We start from the raw sequence: 18441 nt of genomic DNA on the forward strand, positions 1-18441 counted from the left end.
CGGGAATTCACGGGCGCCCTCGAAGGGCGCCGCGGCGGCGGGAGGATCATGTTCGCGTTCCTGACGGGGCTGGGGCTGGCCGGGGCGGCGGGCCTCAACGCCTACATCCCGATCCTGGTGGTCGGGCTGCTGGGGAGGTACACCGAACTGGTGGTCCTCCCCGGGGAGTTCTCCTGGATGGGGAACGGGTGGGTCCTCGCGGGGCTCTCGGTGCTGCTGCTCGCCGAGATGGTGCTGGACAAGGTGCCGGTGGTCGACTCGATCAACGACGCGGTCATGACGCTGGTGCGGCCCGCGGCGGGCGGGGCGGCCACGGCGGCCACGCTCGCGGCGGGGGAGCTCGACTCCGGGCTCGGCACCGACCCGGCCTCGCTCCAGGAGCACCCATGGGTGAGCTGGGTGCCGGGCGTCCTCGTGGCGCTGGCCGTGCACGTGATCAAGACCCTGGTCCGCCCGATCGCCAACACCGGCTCCCTCGGCGCCGCCGCCCCGGTGCTCAGCACCGCCGAGGACGGGCTCTCCCTCGGGCTGAGCCTGCTCGCCCTCCTGGCCCCCGTCCTGGCGCTCCTCCTGTTGCTGGCCCTCCTGTACGCCGCCTTCCGCCTCCTGCGCCGCGTCCGCCGCCGCAGGCGTGCCGCCTCCCCCGGCTGAACCGCCCCTCCACCGGGCGGTCAGCGGATGCCGGCCTCCTTGAGGTCGCGGAGTTCGCGCTTGAGCTCCTTGATCTCGTCGCGGAGGCGGGCCGCCAGTTCGAACTGGAGGTCCTTGGCCGCCTGGTGCATCTGCTCGGTGAGGGACAGGACGAGGTCCTCCAGCTCTTCGCGGGGGCGGTCGGTGACCAGGTCGGCGGTATGGCCGCCGACCGCGCGGCTGCCGAAGCCGGGGACGGGGGCCTTGCCCCGGGACTGGGCGCGCCCGGAGCCCCCCAGGTAGACCTCGGTGTCCTCGTCCTCGCGGACGATGGAGTCGAGAATGTCGGCGATCTTCTTGCGCAGGGCGCGGGGCTCGATGCCGTGCTCGGCGTTGTAGGCCTGCTGCTTGGCGCGGCGCCGGTTGGTCTCGTCGATCGCCCGCTCCATCGACGGGGTGATCCTGTCGGCGTACATGTGGACCTCGCCCGAGACGTTGCGGGCGGCCCGGCCGATGGTCTGGATCAGGGACGTCTCCGAGCGGAGGAACCCCTCCTTGTCGGCGTCCAGGATCGCCACCAGGGACACCTCCGGCAGGTCCAGGCCCTCGCGCAGCAGGTTGATGCCGACCAGCACGTCGAAGTCGCCCTGGCGCAGCTCGCGCAGCAGCTCGATGCGGCGCAGGGTGTCGACCTCGCTGTGCAGGTAGCGCACCTGGATGCCGAGCTCCAGCAGGTAGTCGGTGAGGTCCTCGGCCATCTTCTTGGTGAGGGTGGTGACCAGCGTCCGCTCGTTCCGCTCGGTGCGCGTGCGGATCTGCTCGACGAGGTCGTCGATCTGGCCCCTGGTCGGCTTGACGACCACCTCGGGGTCGACCAGGCCGGTCGGGCGGATCACCTGCTCGACCACGTCGCCCTGCACCCGGCCCAGCTCGTAGGAGCCGGGCGTGGCCGACAGGTAGACCGTCTGGCCGATGCGCTCCAGGAACTCCTCCCACTTCAGCGGGCGGTTGTCCAGCGCGGACGGCAGCCGGAACCCGTGGTCGACGAGCTGGCGCTTGCGGGAGGCGTCGCCCTCGTACATGGCGCCGATCTGCGGGACCGTCTGGTGGGACTCGTCGAGCACCAGCAGGAAGTCCTCGGGGAAGAAGTCCAGGAGGGTGTGCGGCGCCGAGCCGGCCTGCCGGCCGTCCATGTGGCGGGAGTAGTTCTCGATGCCCGAGCAGGTGCCGATCTGGCGCATCATCTCCAGGTCGTAGGTGGTGCGCATGCGCAGCCGCTGCGCCTCCAGCAGCTTCCCCTGGCCCTCCAGCTCCGCCAGCCGCTCGGCCAGCTCGGCCTCGATCCCGGCGACCGCCCGCGTCATGAGCTCCTCCCCCACGCCGTAGTGGGTGGCGGGCAGGATGTGCAGCGCCTCGTGCTCCTCCAGGACCTCGCCGGTGAGCGGGTGCAGGGTGGAGAGCTTGTCGATCTCGTCGCCGAACATCTCGATCCGGACGGCCAGCTCCTGGTACTGCGGGATCACCTCGATGGTGTCGCCGCGCACCCGGAAGGTGCCCCGGGTGAAGGCCAGGTCGTTGCGGGCGTACTGGATGTCCACCAGGCGGCGCAGCAGGCGGTCGCGGTCGATCTCCATGCCGGTCTCGAGCTTGATCATCTGCTTGACGTACTCCTCGGGCGTGCCGAGGCCGTAGATGCAGGAGACCGAGGCCACCACCACGACGTCCCGCCGGGTCACCAGCGAGGAGGTCGCCGAGTGCCGCAGCCGCTCGACCTCGGAGTTGATCGAGGAGTCCTTCTCGATGTAGGTGTCCGTCTGCGGGACGTACGCCTCGGGCTGGTAGTAGTCGTAGTAGGACACGAAGTACTCGACCGCGTTGTTCGGCAGCATCTCCCGCAGCTCGTTGGCGAACTGCGCCGCGATGGTCTTGTTCGGCAGCATGACGAGCGTGGGCCGCTGGACCCGCTCGATCAGCCATGCCGCGGTCGCGGTCTTGCCGGTGCCGGTGGCGCCCAGCAGCACCGAGTCCTTCTCCCCGCGTTCGATCCGCTCGGCCAGCGCCGCGATCGCCGCGGGCTGGTCGCCGGCGGGCGTCATCTCCGTGACGACCTCGAACGGCTTGTCGATCCGCTGAAGGTCGAGTTCCTGACGCACGTGCCCTCCCCTGACTGCCATCACCCCCACCGTACGGCCCCCCACCGACAGACCACGCCTCTCGCGGACGGGCGGGACGGGCGGCCCGTGCGGAACAGCCGGACGCGCCGAAGATCCCCTCAGCGCCGGTGAAGGCCGCAGACGCCGGGACCGGCGGCCTCGTCGAGGCCGCCGGTCCCGGAAACGCCCAGGGTCACCGCTTCCTTCCCCGGCCGGGGCCGGGGGGCTCGTCGCTGCGGTCCACGGAGCTCTCCGCGCCCATGCCGCCCCTGCCTTCGGCGCGCCCGGTCGGGTGCGCCCCCGGGGTCCCCTCGATCCTCTCGATCTCGATCCGCTCCCGGCGGACCTCGTCGCGGATGACCCGCTCCTGGGGTACCTGCTTGATGTTCAGGCGGACCCTCTCCACCGGGTGGATCTCCTTGACCGCGAACGCCTCCTGGCCGCGCAGGACGACCTCCACGGAGTCCTCCCGGATGTCGGCGGCGCCCTCCGTGACGGGGAGCCGTTCCAGCTCGAACTCCTCGTGGACGAGCCGGACCCGCTCCTCCACCGGTACGACGTCCACGTACTTGTGCAGCCGCACCCGGCCCAGCTCGATCTCCTCGGTGTGGAAGGCGATGCGCTCCTCGCAGCGGGTCAGCGCCAGTTCCTGGGGGTGCCCGGGACGGGCCGCCTCGCCCGTACGCTCGCGTTCACGGCCCAGCCCCGCCGCGCCGGCCGCCCCGGAGGTCACGCCGGCCGTTCCGGGTTCTCCCGTCCTCGTCTCGGGGCCCGTGGTACCGGGCGTCTCCGTCCGGCCTCCGGCGACCCCGGCCGCGGCGGCCGAGGCGGCGGCGGAGGTCTTGCCCGTCCCGCTCGACGGCGTGGTGGTCGTGCGCGACTGGGTTCCGGCCTCCAGCCCGTAGTGGGAGCGCAGCTGCGACTCCTGCTCGGGGGTGATGTGCCGGTCCACCGTGAGTTCCGGCGAGTCCTTCACCGTGGTCTTGTCGTAGGGGACGGCCAGGTCCTTGCCGGACAGCGAACTGCCCATGAGCGGAACGAACCTGTCCTTGCCTCCCAGCAGCCCTCCCATCCGCAGCCGTGCCCACTCCTGGGCGCCCGTCACGTCGTCGAAGAAGATCTGCTCGATGGTGCCGAGTTCCTCGCCGTCGGGTCCGGTCATGCGTGCGCCGAGCAGTTTCTTGATATCCATGGGTGTGCTCATGACTTTTTCTCCAGAGATTGCGTGATCGAGACCCCGTCAGCCCACATTGACAATGGTCCACTGCTCGCTTCCATTGCTGCGCAGCCTTACCGAACTCACCTGGGAGCCCGTGGGGACCTGGAAGACATAAGCGCCTTTGACGCTTTTTCCTGCTGGAATGGACTGAGCCACCGCGCGTCCGCCGGAGAGCTGGCCCCCGGCTTCCCCATTCCCCGTGTAATAGGTGTTTCCGGAGGTGTAGGCACGCTGGTAGCCGGCCGTCGCGTAACAGCCCTCCGTTCCCGAGTTCGTCAGGGTCGTCTCGACCGCGACGAAGTCCTGACCGGACGGCGCGTCTAGGTACCCGCCCGTCTGGTCGTTCTGGATCCGCTGGACGGGCGGCCGGATCGAGGTGCTGACGAAGGCGAGGTCGCAGCCCGGCGCCGTGGTGGAGGTCCCGATGGGGGCGACGGGCCGGACCACGGTGGCGTCGGGTCCGGTGACGGTCACGGTCGGCGCGCTCTGAGGCGCGGGCCCGCGGTTCATGCTCGCTATCCCCATGCCGCCCAGCAGCAGCCCCAGCGCGGGGACCAGCAGCCAGGCGGGATTGAACCCCTTCCTGGACGGCCCCCCCGCCCCCGAGGAGGAGCCCGAGTCCGTCCCGGGCCCGGCACGGTCACGGTCCGGTCCGGGCTCGCGCCCGGTGCCGCCCCCTTCGTCCCAGGAACCCTTCTCGGCCACGTCGCTGCTCCTTCGCCGGGATCTCCACCAACCGACACGCTAGGACGGTCATTCCCTGAGAGAAAGAGCACAGTGCACCGTATGCCCATTTCTTGGGCAATCCTTCAACCATAGGAAAACGGGATTTTCCTCTAGTTATCCCTTCTTCCCCCGAAAACCAGAATTCTCGCCGACCCGGGCCTGACCCGGGTCTGGCCGCGCCGGACCCGCGCGGTTTACCATGGCCACACCGCCTACAGGTACGGGGATTACCTTGGCACGCTTCTTCGTCTGGCTCCTCAAGAACGCCGACGCCGCGATCGCGCTGGTCATCGCGGTGGTCGTGGCGATCTTCGGGCTCAGCGACGACCCCGATCCCGGCCTGGTCGCCAGCGCCACCCTGCTCGTCCTGGGCCTGCTGGCCGCGGGCATCCTGCGGGACCGCTACCGCAGCGCCCCGGTGGAGGAGGAGATCCGCGGCTCCCTGCGCTCCCTGGGGGCGCTCCCCGAGCGGCTCGAGCGCATCGACGGCTTCGAGCGGCTGGTCCGGCGCACCAGGCACGCGCTCGACGAGTCCTCGGCCGTCCAGGTGATGGGCGGCGACGAGGTCGCCGCCGCGCTGGCCTCCGCCCGCCGGGGCACCGACCGGTGGATCTTCAAGGGCGGGACCGGCACCTACATCCGCGCGGTCACCCTGCCCCGGTGCGTCGAGGACGCCAAGCGCGAGCGGCGCGCCCTGCTCTTCCGGCTGGAGATCATCGACCCGTCCGACGAGGAGGTCTGCGACACCTACGCGCGGTTCCGCAGGGCCGGCGCCCCCGCCGGGGAGGAGCACGAGCCCTGGACGCTGGAGCGCACCCGCAAGGAGTCCTACGCCACCATCCTCGCCGCCTGCTACCAGCGCGACCGCTACCGGCTCCTGGACATCGACATCGGGCTGTCCCGCACGATGACCACCTTCCGCTGGGACCTGTCCTCCTCCTGCGTCGTCATCACCCGGGAGGACCCCTCCGCCCCGGCCCTGCGGGTCGACAAGGGCAAGTTCTACTACGACTGGTGCTACACCGAACTGCTCAACAGCCTCGACCAGGCCCGCCGGGTGCCGATCGAACTGGCGCGCACCGCCCGGCTCTCGGAGGAGCCGACGGTCGAGGAGGTCCGCCGCCTGTTCCAGGTGCTGGACCTGCCGCTGCCCCGCTCGTTCGGCGACCGGGACGTCGCCGACATCGCCCGGCGCGCCCTGCGGGCCGTCGACCCCTACGGGGACCCCTCGGAGAGGCCGCTGTAGGCCGCGGACGGGACGGGACGGGGATGATGCGCTACCGGGAACTCCACCGCAGGCTGACGGAAGGTTCGGGCACCGGGGAGGTGGCCGGCTGGGCCGCGCGGACGCTGGAGCTGGTCGCCTCGGGCTCCCTCCCTGCCGAGGGGGTGCTGCACCCGCTGGGCTTCGTGTGCCTGCCGGTCGAGCGCGGCGACGGAGGCGTCTGCCTCCATCTGTGGTCGCCGGAGCTGCCGCCCCCCTCCCCCACCACCTCCGCCTGGCACTGCCACAGCTGGGACCTGCTCAGCCTGCTGCTCCACGGCCGGCTGAGCAACGTGCTGGGCAGGCTCGACGACGGCGCCGACCTGCGGGTCTTCGAGGTGCTCAGCCGAGACGGCACCGACGAGCTGCGTCCCACGGACCGCACCGTCCGGGTGTCCGCCGCCGACGGCGGCACCTACACGCGGGGCGGCGTCTACACGCTGCCCGCCGGGGTCTTCCACCGGACGGTCGTCGCCGGGGAGGCCGTGACGGTGGTGCTGGGCGCGCAGCGGCCCGGCGGCCACGACCTCTCCCTGGGCCCGCCGGGCCTGGGCCGCCACCGGGTGCGCCGCGGCCGCGACGACCCCGCACGGACCGTCCGTCTGGCCCGCCGGGCCGCCGAACTGCTCCAGGAGGACCGATGATCGATCTCGCACGGGCCAGGTCGGTGGCGGTCGCCGCCGCCGAGGAGGCGGGCGCGGTGCTGGCGCCCGGGGCGCGCTTCGTCGTCCAGGCCAAGGGGGCGGACGACGTGGTGACCGACCTGGACCACCGGGCCGAGCGGATCATCCTGGACCGGCTGCGGGAAGCCTACCCCGGGCACGCCGTCCTGGCCGAGGAGTCGGGCCGCAGCGGCGGATCCGAGGAGCGGTCCGCCCTGTGGGTCGTGGACCCGCTGGACGGCACGCACAACCTCGCCATCGGGCTGCCCGCCTACTCCGTGGGGATCGCGCTGTGCCTGGACGGCGCGCCCGCCGTGGGCGTGATCCACGACCCGGTCACCCGCCGGACCTGGTCGGCGGTCCGCGGCGACGGCCCCCGCGGCCCCGGCGGGACGCCGCTGGTTCTGACCCCGGCCCGTCCCGGGGCCGCGCCGATCGTCTCCTACGTCCAGGGCTATCCCGTCGGGCGCACCGACCCCACCGCCCTGGCCTACAAGCACCTGCTGGGAGCCAGGTGCCGCCGGCTGCTCCAGCTGTGGTCCCCCCAGCTCACCTGGGTGATGCTGGCACAGGGCCTCATCGACGCGGTGGTCGGCTACCGGACCGGCCTGGTGGACCTGCCCGCCGGGGCGCTCCTGGCCACCGAGGCCGGCGCGGTCCTCACCGCGCTGGACGGCGGCCCGTTCGAGCTGTCGACCGCCCGCGACGAGCACAGCTTCATCGCCGCCCGCCCCGAGGCCGTCGCCTCCCTGGCCGGGCTGCTGGAGGCCGCCCGCGGCCTGGACCTGCCGCCGCTCGGCTGATCATCCGATCAGCAGCGCCGCGACCACCGCGGGCAGCGCCAGCGCCGCCAGCACGGCGCCGTGCGCCATGAACCGCCGCAGCGGGATGCGCAGGTCGTGGCGGCGGCACCACTCGAACCACAGCAGCGTCGCCAGCGATGCCCAGGGGGTGATGAGCGGCCCGACGTTGGTGCCCGCCAGCAGGGCCAGCAGCTGGTCGCCGTTACCGGGAGGGACGACGGACTCCCCCGCGGTGTAGGCGGGCAGGTTGTTGATGAGGTTGGACAGCGCCGCGCCGGTCAGCGCCGCGCGGAACGCCCCGCCCGCCCCGCCGTCGGCGCCGATCAGGGCGGTCATCACCACGTCCAGGCCGTGCAGGACCAGCGCCGGGATGACCAGGAACAGGCCGGTGACGAAGACCAGCAGCTGCCACGGGATCAGGGCGGGGGTGAGGGAGCGCGGTCTGCGCACCGCGAAGGCGACCGCGGTCACGACGGCCGCGCCCGCCGCCGCGTACTCGACGTGGGCCCCCGCCATCACCAGCACGATGAACAGAAGGCAGGCCGCCGAGGCGACGGTGAACAGCGCCCTGTCGCCGACCTTCATCGGGGAGGGCGGCTCATACCTGTCGGCTCCGCGCGCGCCGCGCCGCCAGTAGAAGACCCACAGCAGCACCATGGTCACCGCGATCGCCACCAGCTGCGGGAGCCACATGCGCGCGGCGAACTCCCGGGGGGTGAGCATGACGCGGTCGGCGGCCAGCAGGTTGGTCAGGTTCGACACCGGCAGCAGCAGGCTCGCGGTGTTGGCCAGCCACACCGTGGTCATCGCCAGCGGAAGCGCCGCGATGCCCGTCCGGATCGCCAGGGCGAGCATGACGGGCGTCAGGAGGACCGCGGTGGTGTCCAGGTTGAGGAAGATCGTCGTCAGGGACGCGAACGCGACGCACAGGAGGAACAGCGCCGCGTAGCGGCCGCGGCCGATGACGGCCAGCCGGTCGGCGATGACGTCGAAGACCCCCGCCTCCTTCGTCAGCTCCACCAGGACGATCACGCTGACCAGGAAGAGCAGCAGCGGGGCTATCCGGCGCAGGCCGGCCTCGGCCTCCTCCGCCGGCAGGACCCCGGTCAGCACGAAGACGACGCCCAGCAGGAGCAGACCGAACCGGATCCAGTCCAGTGTCGACACTCGGCTCACCGGGGCATGCTCCCACGGAGCGCGGAGCGGAGGCCAACCGAGCATCGTCCCATGGAGCCGGGACGCGTCGACGTCCTCTTCTCGCAAAGGCTGTGCAGCAGGGTGATCCTTTTGGATACTGGCGGGATGACGGGGCCGCAGACTGAGATTTTCGTGTCCTATTCGCCCGCCGACGAACGCTGGGCGGCGTGGATCGCCTGGGAGCTGGAGGCCGCGGGCTACCGGACGATGCTGCAGGCCTGGGACTTCGTCCCCGGGACCAACTTCATCGACTTCATGGACCGGGGGGTCAGCGAGGCGGCCGTCGTCATCGCCGTCCTGTCCCGCAACTACATGCGCTCCCGCTACGGCCGGATGGAATGGCAGGCCGCCCTGCGCGCCAACCCCGACAACCCGTCGGCGAAACTCGTGACGGTCCGGCTGGAGGACTGCGAACTCGAAGGGCTCCTGTCGACCATCACCTACGTCGACCTCGTCGGCGTCACCGACGAGGAGACCGCGCGGGACCTGCTGATCACCCGGGTCCGCGAGGCCCTCTCGGGGCGGGCCAAGCCCGAGGACCGCCCGCCCTCCCCGTTCCCTCCCGCCGCGCCGGCGGCGCAGCCCGTCCCCGCCCGCAACGGCTCCAACGGCGGGCGGCAGGCGCGGCGCTCCCCGGCCGTCCAGCCCTCCTACCCGCCCGAGGCCTCCGGCGGGGAACCGCGCCGGGAGGACGTCACGATCCTGCACCTGGCGGGCCCGCGGTTCGGGTGGACGCTGGCCGACGAGCCGTTCGACGCCGCGGACCTGCAGGCCCGGATCTGGGCCGAGGTCACCGAACTGAACGCGCGCCCCGACCTGCTGGTCGTCACCGGCGACCTCACCGAGTCCGGCAGCCGCCGCGAGTGCGCCGAGGCCGCCGACTTCCTCACCGGGATGCGCACCCTGCTCGGCCTGGAACCGCACCGGGTCGTGCTGGTGCCCGGAGCGCGCGACGTCACCAAGGCGGCCTGCCGCGCCTACTTCAACTCCTGCGAGGCCGACGACGAGGAGCCCGAACCTCCCTACTGGCCCAAATGGCGGCACTTCAGCACCCTGTTCTCCGAGCTGTACCGGGGCCTGGACAACGTGGTGTTCGACAGCGCCCAGCCGTGGACCCTGTTCCCGATCCCCGAACTGCGGACGGTCGTCGCCGGGCTCAACACGACCATGGCGCTCAGCCACCGCGACGACGACCGGCGCGGGGTGATCGGCCCCTCCCAGGCCGCCTGGTTCGCCGAGCGGCTGCGGGCCTTCGGCGACGGCTGGCTGCGCCTCGGGGTGCTCAACCACAGTCCGCTGGAGGGCGACCCCGACCGGCTGCGGGACGCCGACCTGCTGGACCGGCTCGTCGCGCCCGGGCTCGACCTGGTGCTGCACGGACGGCAGGGCGCGCGCGGCGACCTGCCCTCCGGGACGCCCTGCCTGCCCGCCCTCGCGCCGGGCCGCCACCAGCTGCTCACCGTCGACTCCGGCGGGCTGACCCTGCTGCGGCGCGGCGTCGCGCCCGAACGCCTCGACCGCGCCGGCCTCTTCCGTCCCGCTCCGCCCGCCCCGCCCGTCCCCCCTCAGCGGGAGTCGCCCGACCGCCCCGCCGACCCGGTGAGCCTGCTGCTCGACCAGATCGTCGAGGCGTGCGAGACCCGTTTCCCCGGGGCCAGGACGAGGAGGGTGGACTCCCAGCCCCCGCACCTCCTCGTCAGCCACCTGGAGGACGGATTCGTCCGGCAGTTCCGGGTCGGCGCGCACGTCGGGCGGGTCGGCGAGGCGGAGCTGTCGGCCTTCCTCCGGCAGGTGCACGCCGGAGGCGACACCCACGGCTCGGAACTGGTCTTCCTGGGCCCGGCGCCCCCCAGGTCGCTGCGCGAGGACGCGCTGCGGCGCGGGGTGCGGCTGCGCAGCCTCATGGAGTTCCAGGGGCTGCTGGACCTGTCGTCCTACGTGACCGACCAGACCGTCCGGCTGTCCGCCGACCCGCTGTACCCGTCCGGCCTGTACGTCCAGCAGCGCTACCGGGAGCTGGACGGCGACTCCCCGGCCGTCCGGGACGACCTCGTCGGCACCATGCTCGACCTGCTCGCCGCCGACCACGGCAGGTTCCTGCTGCTGCTCGGCGACTTCGGCCGGGGGAAGACCTTCGCGCTGAGGGAGGTGGCCCGGCGCATCCCCTCCGAGCTGCCCGGCCTCATCCCGATCCTCATCGAGCTGCGCAAGCTCGACAAGGCGCACTCGGTGGACGCGCTGGTCGCCGCGCACCTGGCCGCGCACGGCGAGGACCTCATCGACCTGCGGGCCTTCCACTACATGCTCCGCCAGGGCCGCATCGTGCTGCTCTTCGACGGGTTCGACGAGCTGGTCACGCGGGTGACCTACGACCGCGCCGCCGACCACCTGGACGCCCTGCTGGCCGCCGCCGAGGGCAAGGCCAAGATCGTGGTGGCGTCGCGCACCCAGCACTTCAAGTCCCACTCACAGGTCTTCACCGCGCTCGGCGAGCGGGTCGGGACGCTGCCGAACCGGCGGGTGCTCGGCGTCGACGACTTCACCCCCGCCCAGATCCGGGCGTTCCTCGTCAACCGGTACGGGGACGAGTCCGCCGCCGACCGGCGGATGGCGCTGCTGCGCGGGGTGGAGGACCTGCTCGGCCTGGCCCAGAACCCGCGCATGCTCGGATTCATCGCCGACCTGCCCGAGGAACGGCTGCGCCTGGTCTCCCGGGCCCGGCAGACCGTCAGTCCCGCCGACCTGTACCAGGAGATCCTCACCTCCTGGCTGCGGCACGAGGAGGAGCGGGTGCGCGGGGTGCCCGGCTCCCCCGGCGGGCTGTCCCTGGACGAGCTGTGGCGGGCCGCCCGGATCCTGGCGCTGCGCCTGTGGGAGACCGGCGAGACCCACCTGCGTCCGGACGACCTGGCCGAGGTCGCCGCCGCCCTCGCCGGCCTGGCGGAGGGCGGCGTGGCCACCATGTCGCAGGGCCAGACGGCGCACGCGGTCGGCGCGGGAAGCCTGCTGGTCCGCACGGACGAGGGCCTGTTCGGGTTCATCCACGGCTCGGTCTCCGAGTGGCTGGTGGCCCGGCACATCGCCGACGAGCTCACCTCCGGGGCCGACCCCGCCGCGCTGGGCCGCCGCCCCCTGTCCCAGCTGACCGTCGACTTCCTGTGCGACCTGGCCGACAGCCGCGCCTGCCAGGAGTGGACGGCCCGGGTCCTGCGGGACCCCGAGGCCGGCGACGTGGTCCGCGCCAACGCCATCAAGATCACCACCAGGCTGCGCACCCCGGCGCGCACCGACCTGCGCGGCGCCCGGCTGCAGGGCGAGGACCTGTCCTACCGCGATCTCAGCGAGGTGGACCTGACCGGCGCCGACCTCACCGACGCCCGGCTCGTGGGGACCGACCTCAGCCGGGCGGTCCTGCGCGGCGCACGGCTGGCCGGGGCCAGGCTGGACGAGGCCCGGCTCATCGGCGCCGACCTGTCCGGAGCCGACCTCGGCCGGGCCCGGCTGGTCCGCGCCGACCTGCGCGACGCGGTGCTCACCGGCAGCCGCTGGTCCCGCGCCGCCGTGATCGAGACGGCGGGCGCCGGGTCCCGGCGGGCGGAGCTGCGCGGCGCGGCGATGGTCCCCGGCAGCGCCGTCGAGGCGCAGTTCGCGCCCTCGGCGGTCGGCGTCCCCTACGGTTTCCACTTCCAGTCCAGCCGACTGCCCTCCCCAGCCGCCTACAGCCCGGACGGGGCGACCATCGCGTTCGGCGGCGAGGACGGATCCGTCCTGCTCTGCGACTCCCGCACCGGGCTGCCGCTGCGCGTCCTGCAGGGGCACCGGGACCGCGCCTACGCCGTCCTGTACGCCGGCGAGGGGCTGCTCGTCACGGGGGCCGCCGACGGCACGCTGCGCTTCTGGGACACCTCCACCGGGGAGCAGAAGCAGTCCATCGACATCCATCCCGACGGGGTATGGCCGGTCGTCACCGACGCCGACGGCTCCCTCGTCGCAGCGGGGGACGCCACCGGCACGATCCGGATCTGGCGCACCGCCACGGCGGAGCTCCACACCGTCCTCCCCGGGCACACCGCGCCCGTCTACACCTGCGCCTTCAGTCCCGGCGGCGGGCCCGGGAGGTTCATCGTGACCGGGGACTCCGCCGGGACGGTCCGCGTCTGGTCCGGCGACGGAGAACTCCTCCACACCATGGAGGGGGAGGGCGCCGTCTTCCGGTTGATCTTCACCGAGGACGGGCTGCTCGTCACCGGTGACGAGCACGGCCGCATCCGGGTGTGGGACCCGCCGTCCGGGGCGCTGCTGCGCGAGCTGAGCGGCCACACCGGCAGGGTCTACGCGCTGGACGCCCGCGACGGGCTACTGGTCTCGGGCGACACCGAAGGCTCGGTCCGGCTGTGGGACCTCACCGGGCGGTACTCCCCCCGCCAGCTCACCGGCCACACCGGGGCGATCTACCGCGCCGCCTTCGATCCCGACGGCACCCGCCTGGTCACCTCCGACAGCGACGGCGCGGTCCGGCTGTGGAGCCTGGAGCGTTCGGGCGGCGAGCCCGGTCCCGGCTTCGGACGGCTGCTGCACGCCCTGTCCGGGCACCGCGGCGCGGTCTGGCCGCCGGTCTTCCGTCCCGACGGGGCTCAGCTGGCGACCTCCAGCAACGACGGGACGGCCCGGCTGTGGGACACCGCCACCGGCGTCTGCCGCCACACCCTGCGCGGCCACAGCAGGCGCATCACCTCGGTGCGGTTCAGCCCCGACGGGACGATGCTGGCCACCGCGGGCAACGACGGAGTGGTGCGGATCTGGGATCCGGTCGGCGGCGTGCGCCTCCACGAGCTCACCGGGACCTCCGACCGGCTGACGTCCGCGACGTTCAGCCCGGCGGGCGGCAGGCTGGGCACCGCCACCAACGACGGCGGCGTGCACCTGTGGCAGGCCGCCAGCGGCACCTTCGAACGGGAGCTGTCGGTGGAGACCGACCACGTCTGGGCCCAGGCGTTCAGCCCCGACGGGACGATCCTGGCGACCGCCAACGACGACGACAGCGTGCGGCTCTGGTACCACACGACCGGACGCCAGGTCGTCGACCTCGCGGGCCACCGGGGCCGGGTGCGGTGCATCGACTTCTCCCCCGACGGCGCGCTCGTCGCCACCGGCTGCGACGACCGGAAGGTACGGATCTGGAGCGCCTCCACCGGAGCCCTCCTCACCACCCTGACCGGCCACGAGGACCGCGTCTACCAGGTCCAGTTCGACCGCTCGGGGGCCCTGCTGGCCAGCGCGGGCAACGACGGCACCGCCCGGATCTGGGACCCGTCCTCCGCCGCCGCCCTCCAGACCCTGGACGGCCACTCCGGACGGCTGTGGACGGCCTGCTTCTCCCCCGACGGGCGGCTGCTGGCCACCGCGGGCGACGACGCGGTGATCCGGCTGTGGGAGGTCGGCACCGGACGTCCCCTCCAGGCCCTGCACGGGCACACCCGGCGGGTCATGTCCGTCGCCTTCTCCCCCGACGGGCGGCTGCTCGCCGGAGGCGGCGACGACGGCACGACGGTCCTGTGGCGGATGGCCGGCGAAGGGGCGGAACGGCACTGCACCCTGCTGGGCCTCCCGGAGGGCTGGGCCGCCATCGCCCCGGACGGGCGCTACAAGCACGCCGGAAGCGTCTCCGGTCAGTTCTGGTGGGCCGTGGGGCTGTGCCGGTTCGAACCCGGCGAACTGGACGAACACCTCCCTTCCGTCCGGAGGATCCCCCTGGAAGAACCGCTGAACGGAGATTTCCCGATCTGACCCGCCTGCCTGCTGGCAGCCCGTCACCGGATCGCCCTACGGTGGTCACCGTCCGCCCACCGGATCCTCATCGCGCCGTCACCGCGCACGCGCACCATGGACCCGGGAACCACCCTGACCGCCTCTAGGGGAGGACCAGCACATGCCGCGGCTCCGCGCACCGGTCTCAGTGACCGCTCTAGCCCTCCTCGCCCCGCTCGCCGTCGCCGGCCCGGCCGCGGCCGACCGGGAGCGCCGGGCCTGGGCCCACGTCCAGATCATCGCGCACCGGGGAGCCTCGGCCTACGCGCCGGAGAACACCCTCGCCGCGTTCCGGACGGCCGGGCGGATGCGGGCCGACCTCATCGAACTGGACGTCCGGCAGACCAGGGACGGCCACCTCGTCGTCGTCCACGACCGGACCCTCACCCGCACCACCGACGTGGAGAAGCTCTTCCCCAAGCTCAAGCCGTGGCGGGTGCAGGACCTCACCCTCAAGCAGATCAAGCGGCTGGACGCCGGCTCCTGGTTCGCGCGCCGCTACAGGGGCGAGCGGGTGCCGACGCTCGCCGAGGCGCTGCGGACGATCAAGGCGGCCCGTTCGAAGGCCCTCGTGGAGCTGAAGAACCCCGGGGAGTATCCGGGGATCACCCAGCGCCTGGTCTCGCAGGTGAAGAACGACTCCTACTGGACGAGCCACGAGCGGCTCACGGTGCAGAGCTTCTCCTGGCGCTACGTGAAGGCCGTCAACGACGCCCTGCCCTCCGTCCGCGGGACCGTCCTGGGCCATCCGGACTCCTACGAGCTGTTCGGGGTCCGCTGGTACGCCAAGGCCGTCCACCCCTCCGAGAAGGTCATCACCCCCGCCTACGTCCGGGACGCGCACCAGCGGTGGCTGGAGATCTACGCCTACACCATCGACGACGAGGACACGATGCTGCGCCTCCTGGAGTACGGCGTGGACGGCATCACCACCAACCGGCCCGACCTGCTCTGGGAACTGCGCCAGGACTGAGCCCTCAGGAGCGGAGCTCCAGCAGGTCCGCCCACAGCCGGTCGACCTGCCCGGCCAGCTCCTCCAGCGTCCCGGAGTTGTCGATCACCCGGTCGGCGATGGCCAGGCGCTGCTCGCGGGTGGCCTGCGCGGCGATGCGCTTGCGCGCCTCCTCCTCGCTCATGCCGCGCAGCGAGGTGAGCCGCTCCAGCTGGGTCTCCACCGGGGCGTCCACCACGACCACCAGGGCGTACAGCGATTCGAGGCCGTTCTCGGCGAGCAGCGGGACGTCGAAGACGATCACCGCGTCCTCGGGCGCCGCCTCCTGGAGCTCGGCGCTCCTCGCCCCGATCAGCGGGTGGGTGATCGCGTTGAGCCTCGCCAGCTTCTCGGGGTCGGAGAAGACGATCGAGCCGAGCTTCTCCCGGTTCAGGGTCCCCTCCCCGGTCAGGACGCCTTCCCCGAACTCCTCGACGATCCGGGCCAGCCCCTCGCCTCCCGGCTCGACCACCTCGCGCGCCAGCGCGTCGGAGTCGATGAGCACCGCCCCCGCCGCCGCCAGCCGCCGCGAGACCTCGCTCTTGCCCGATCCGATGCCTCCGGTCAGGCCCACCCGCAGCGCGCTCAAATCTCCGAGCCTCCCTCTGTGATCTCCGGTCACCACGACCACCGCACCCTAGCCCAGGGGCTTGCGCAGGTGCACCAGCACCAGGTGGTCCGAGACCCGCTCCCGGCGGAACTCGGCGTAGCCCAGGCGGCGGTACAGCCGCAGGTTGCCCTCCGAGAGGTGGCCGGTGAACAGCACCAGGGCGGTGGCGCGGCCGGCGACCTCGGCCTCGACGGCCTTCATCAGCGCGCCGCCCACGCCCTCGCCCTGCCGGTCGGGGGCCACCACCAGCCGGCCGACCAGGCACGTCTCCCCCTGAACCCTGGCCCGGACCGCGCCGATGACGCGGGCGCCGTCCACCGCCTTGAGGACGACGGCGTCGCCGTCTTCGAGCAGCGCCCGCACCTGCTCGGGCGGCTCCACCAGCGGGGCCAGGAACGGGTCCCCGTACAGCTGGGCCTCGGTCACGTAGGCGGCCCGCTGCAGGGTGAGGATCTCCCCGGCGTCCCGGACCCCGGCCCGAGAGACGATCATCCGGCTTCCGCGGTGACCGCGACCATGCCGTCCTCCGGGCTGACCGCCTCGGAGAACACCAGGTCGTCGGTGCAGAACACGCCCTGCGATCCGGACTCCCGCGCACCGGCGGCACGGCGCAGCCCGGTGCCGTTCAGCGGCTCCAGGCCGGTGCCGTCCAGGGTGACGCCCATGTCCCCGGCGAGGATCGTCCGGGGGGCACCGCTCCAGGCCCGCACCAGCTCCAGCAGCTCGGCGCTCCGGTGGGCGGCCGCCTCCTCACCGGGAGCCAGGCGGGTCGTCCACACGTCCACGGTGCCGTCCGCCATCGCGAGCCTCGCCCAGCGGTAGCCGCGGATCTGCTCGCCGCTGAACACCCTGTCCCCGCCGGAGGACACGACCTTCAGCGAGGTGAGGATGGCGTTGCCGTACTGGGAGTCGGCGGCCGGGCCCCACACCAGCGTCATCCCGAGCCGCCGCGACAGCCACACGCCCAGGTCCGCGGTGCCCGAGGCGGGCGCGCCCCGGCCCACGTCCTGCAGCGCCACCACGTTGGCCTTCTGCCGCTCGACGGCCGCCGCGACGCGCTCGGGGTCGAGCTTGCCGTCGTGCATCGCCTGGCGGATGTTGTAGGAGACGATCCGCAGCCGCGTCTCGCTCGACGAGGCCGTCGCCTCCTCGCCCGACACCGCGAACACCGCGGTCGGGACCAGCAGGACCAGGCACGCCCCCAGCGCGGCCAGCGCCCGCTGGGGGGCGCGGGCCGGCAGCGGGCCGCCCCGGGAGGCGGCGATCGAGGCCAGCAGCCCGATGAGGATGCCCGCGCAGGCGCTCAGCGCGTTGTTGGGGAACGGCAGCGGGTGCGCCGGGTTCAGCGTGTACGGGACGAGGATCGCCAGCAGGACGAACCCGCCGAGAGCCGCGCCGATGTCCACCCGCCAGATCGGGCCGCCGTCCCCCGCCCGGCGCAGCGGCGCCCGGCAGGCCACGGCCAGCAGCCAGGCGGCCAGCACCTGGGCGGGCACGATCGCGAAGACGATGACCTTGCCGTCCAGGGCGTAGCTGCCGGCGACGGCTCCCGCGCAGACGCCCAGCACGGTGCCGCCGAGCACGCACACTCCGCCGGGCACCGCGCGGACCGCCAGGCCCGAGGCGAGGAACGCCAGCGCCAGCGCCTGGCCGGCCAGCACGGTCAGCTGCGCCGAGGTCAGCGACAGCCAGCCGGAGGAGGCGACGAAGGCGGGGCTGGAGAGCACCAGCACCTGCAGTGCCAGGAACGGCCCGAGCGCCGCGGCGCCCATCGCGTCGCGCCAGGAGATGCCCGGCGGCTCCACCACGCCCGAGGCAAGTTCGCGCACCAGCGCGGCGGCGCCCACCCCGACCATGATCAGGCAGACGGTCCAGGCCGCGGGCCCGCTCTGCCAGACCGGATCCCAGGTGCCGAAGAACATGCGGAGGCTGGTGTCGAGCGCGAGGCCCGCGGTGGCGGCGATGGCGAAGCCCACTCCGGAGAGGCCGCGGGCGCTCTCGTACAGGGCGGGCAGGGCCAGCAGGCCAAGCGCCGTCGCGACCACGGCCAGGTCCAGGACCGGACCGAGCCCCTGGGCGACCAGCCGGGACAGCAGCAGCCCGCCGATGCCCGCGGCGGTGAGCACCCGGGGCCCCACCAGGGGCCGCAGCAGCGGCGCCAGGAAGGGCACGAGCGCCACCGGCAGCGCCACCGCGAGGGCCGTCCCGAGGGACAGCTCGACGAAGACGGGAAGGGAGTAGCGGAGGGTTTCGGCCAGGAGTGCCACGGTGACGCCGATCAGCGTCAGCCGTGCCGCACCTCCGGGGACCAGCGAGGGCCCCGCCGGTGATCCGGTGGGGCCCTCACTGTAGGTGCCTTTGTCAGTCGTGACCACCCG

The 18441-nt window shown here is 73.0% G+C and carries 13 protein-coding genes; 6 read left to right on the top strand and 7 right to left on the bottom strand.

What is annotated here, in order from left to right:
- Positions 1-48 precede the first annotated feature (48 nt).
- On the top strand, positions 49-651 hold the full coding sequence (locus ABD327_RS24415; RefSeq protein ID WP_344453028.1) for a DUF4126 domain-containing protein: 603 nt from the start codon (positions 49-51) through the stop codon (positions 649-651).
- A gap of 20 nt (positions 652-671) precedes the next feature.
- Here ABD327_RS24415 and uvrB read toward each other — a convergent pair whose 3' ends face one another.
- The 3 genes from uvrB to ABD327_RS24430 all read right to left on the bottom strand — a co-directional run bounded on the left by uvrB (position 672) and on the right by ABD327_RS24430 (position 4707).
- A complete protein-coding gene (gene uvrB, locus ABD327_RS24420) occupies positions 672-2804 on the bottom strand; it encodes an excinuclease ABC subunit UvrB (RefSeq protein ID WP_425547201.1) in 2133 nt (710 codons plus the stop codon).
- 172 nt (positions 2805-2976) lie between these two features.
- On the bottom strand, positions 2977-3975 hold the full coding sequence (locus ABD327_RS24425; protein WP_344453029.1) for a YsnF/AvaK domain-containing protein: 999 nt from the start codon (positions 3973-3975) through the stop codon (positions 2977-2979).
- A 48-nt stretch (positions 3976-4023) separates the two neighbouring features.
- Complete coding sequence (locus ABD327_RS24430; protein WP_344453030.1) at positions 4024-4707, bottom strand: DUF4352 domain-containing protein; 684 nt, start codon at positions 4705-4707, stop codon at positions 4024-4026.
- 253 nt (positions 4708-4960) lie between these two features.
- On the opposite strand from ABD327_RS24430, the gene ABD327_RS24435 reads away from it, so the two are divergent.
- Genes ABD327_RS24435 through ABD327_RS24445 form a run of 3 tightly spaced genes read left to right on the top strand, consistent with a single transcriptional unit; the run spans position 4961 to position 7457 of the window.
- Entirely contained in the window at positions 4961-5974 is a 1014-nt protein-coding gene (locus ABD327_RS24435; protein ID WP_344453032.1) for a hypothetical protein, read from the top strand.
- 23 nt (positions 5975-5997) lie between these two features.
- Positions 5998-6636, top strand: coding sequence for a hypothetical protein (locus ABD327_RS24440; protein WP_344453033.1), 639 nt, complete (start codon positions 5998-6000; stop codon positions 6634-6636).
- Positions 6633-7457 (top strand): inositol monophosphatase family protein, encoded by an 825-nt coding sequence (locus ABD327_RS24445; protein ID WP_344453034.1) that lies wholly within the window; start codon positions 6633-6635, stop codon positions 7455-7457. The genes ABD327_RS24440 and ABD327_RS24445 overlap by 4 nt, the downstream gene beginning before the upstream one ends.
- On the opposite strand, the gene ABD327_RS24450 is transcribed toward ABD327_RS24445, so the two are convergent.
- A complete protein-coding gene (locus ABD327_RS24450) occupies positions 7458-8633 on the bottom strand; it encodes an ArsB/NhaD family transporter (RefSeq protein ID WP_344453035.1) in 1176 nt (391 codons plus the stop codon). It abuts the gene before it with no gap.
- A 153-nt stretch (positions 8634-8786) separates the two neighbouring features.
- On the opposite strand from ABD327_RS24450, the gene ABD327_RS24455 reads away from it, so the two are divergent.
- Positions 8787-14441: a WD40 domain-containing protein gene (locus ABD327_RS24455; RefSeq protein ID WP_344453036.1), complete on the top strand. Its 5655-nt coding sequence runs from the start codon at positions 8787-8789 to the stop codon at positions 14439-14441.
- 142 nt (positions 14442-14583) lie between these two features.
- Positions 14584-15435: a glycerophosphodiester phosphodiesterase gene (locus ABD327_RS24460; RefSeq protein WP_344453038.1), complete on the top strand. Its 852-nt coding sequence runs from the start codon at positions 14584-14586 to the stop codon at positions 15433-15435.
- 4 nt (positions 15436-15439) lie between these two features.
- On the opposite strand, the gene coaE is transcribed toward ABD327_RS24460, so the two are convergent.
- The 3 genes from coaE to ABD327_RS24475 are packed head-to-tail and all read right to left on the bottom strand — an operon-like array spanning position 15440 to position 18438.
- Positions 15440-16042, bottom strand: a complete 603-nt coding sequence (gene coaE, locus ABD327_RS24465; protein ID WP_344453040.1) for a dephospho-CoA kinase — start codon at positions 16040-16042, stop codon at positions 15440-15442.
- A gap of 48 nt (positions 16043-16090) precedes the next feature.
- A complete protein-coding gene (locus ABD327_RS24470; RefSeq protein ID WP_344453042.1) occupies positions 16091-16555 on the bottom strand; it encodes a GNAT family N-acetyltransferase in 465 nt (154 codons plus the stop codon).
- Positions 16552-18438: an endonuclease/exonuclease/phosphatase family protein gene (locus ABD327_RS24475; protein WP_344453045.1), complete on the bottom strand. Its 1887-nt coding sequence runs from the start codon at positions 18436-18438 to the stop codon at positions 16552-16554. Before ABD327_RS24475 ends, ABD327_RS24470 begins: the two co-directional genes overlap by 4 nt.
- Positions 18439-18441 lie beyond the last annotated feature (3 nt).

This window comes from Actinocorallia aurantiaca (assembly GCF_039533685.1).
Taxonomy (GTDB): domain Bacteria; phylum Actinomycetota; class Actinomycetes; order Streptosporangiales; family Streptosporangiaceae; genus Actinocorallia; species Actinocorallia aurantiaca.

What these genes read in the sequence shown, in the direction of transcription:
- ABD327_RS24440 (WP_344453033.1), top strand. Translation starts at nt 5,998, where the DNA reads ATGATGCGCTACCGGGAACTCCACCGCAGGCTGACGGAAGGTTCGGGC.
- ABD327_RS24415 (WP_344453028.1), top strand. Translation starts at nt 49, where the DNA reads ATGTTCGCGTTCCTGACGGGGCTGGGGCTGGCCGGGGCGGCGGGCCTC.
- ABD327_RS24460 (WP_344453038.1), top strand. Translation starts at nt 14,584, where the DNA reads ATGCCGCGGCTCCGCGCACCGGTCTCAGTGACCGCTCTAGCCCTCCTC.
- uvrB (WP_425547201.1), bottom strand. Translation starts at nt 2,804, where the DNA reads ATGGCAGTCAGGGGAGGGCACGTGCGTCAGGAACTCGACCTTCAGCGG.
- ABD327_RS24445 (WP_344453034.1), top strand. Translation starts at nt 6,633, where the DNA reads ATGATCGATCTCGCACGGGCCAGGTCGGTGGCGGTCGCCGCCGCCGAG.
- ABD327_RS24425 (WP_344453029.1), bottom strand. Translation starts at nt 3,975, where the DNA reads ATGGATATCAAGAAACTGCTCGGCGCACGCATGACCGGACCCGACGGC.
- ABD327_RS24470 (WP_344453042.1), bottom strand. Translation starts at nt 16,555, where the DNA reads ATGATCGTCTCTCGGGCCGGGGTCCGGGACGCCGGGGAGATCCTCACC.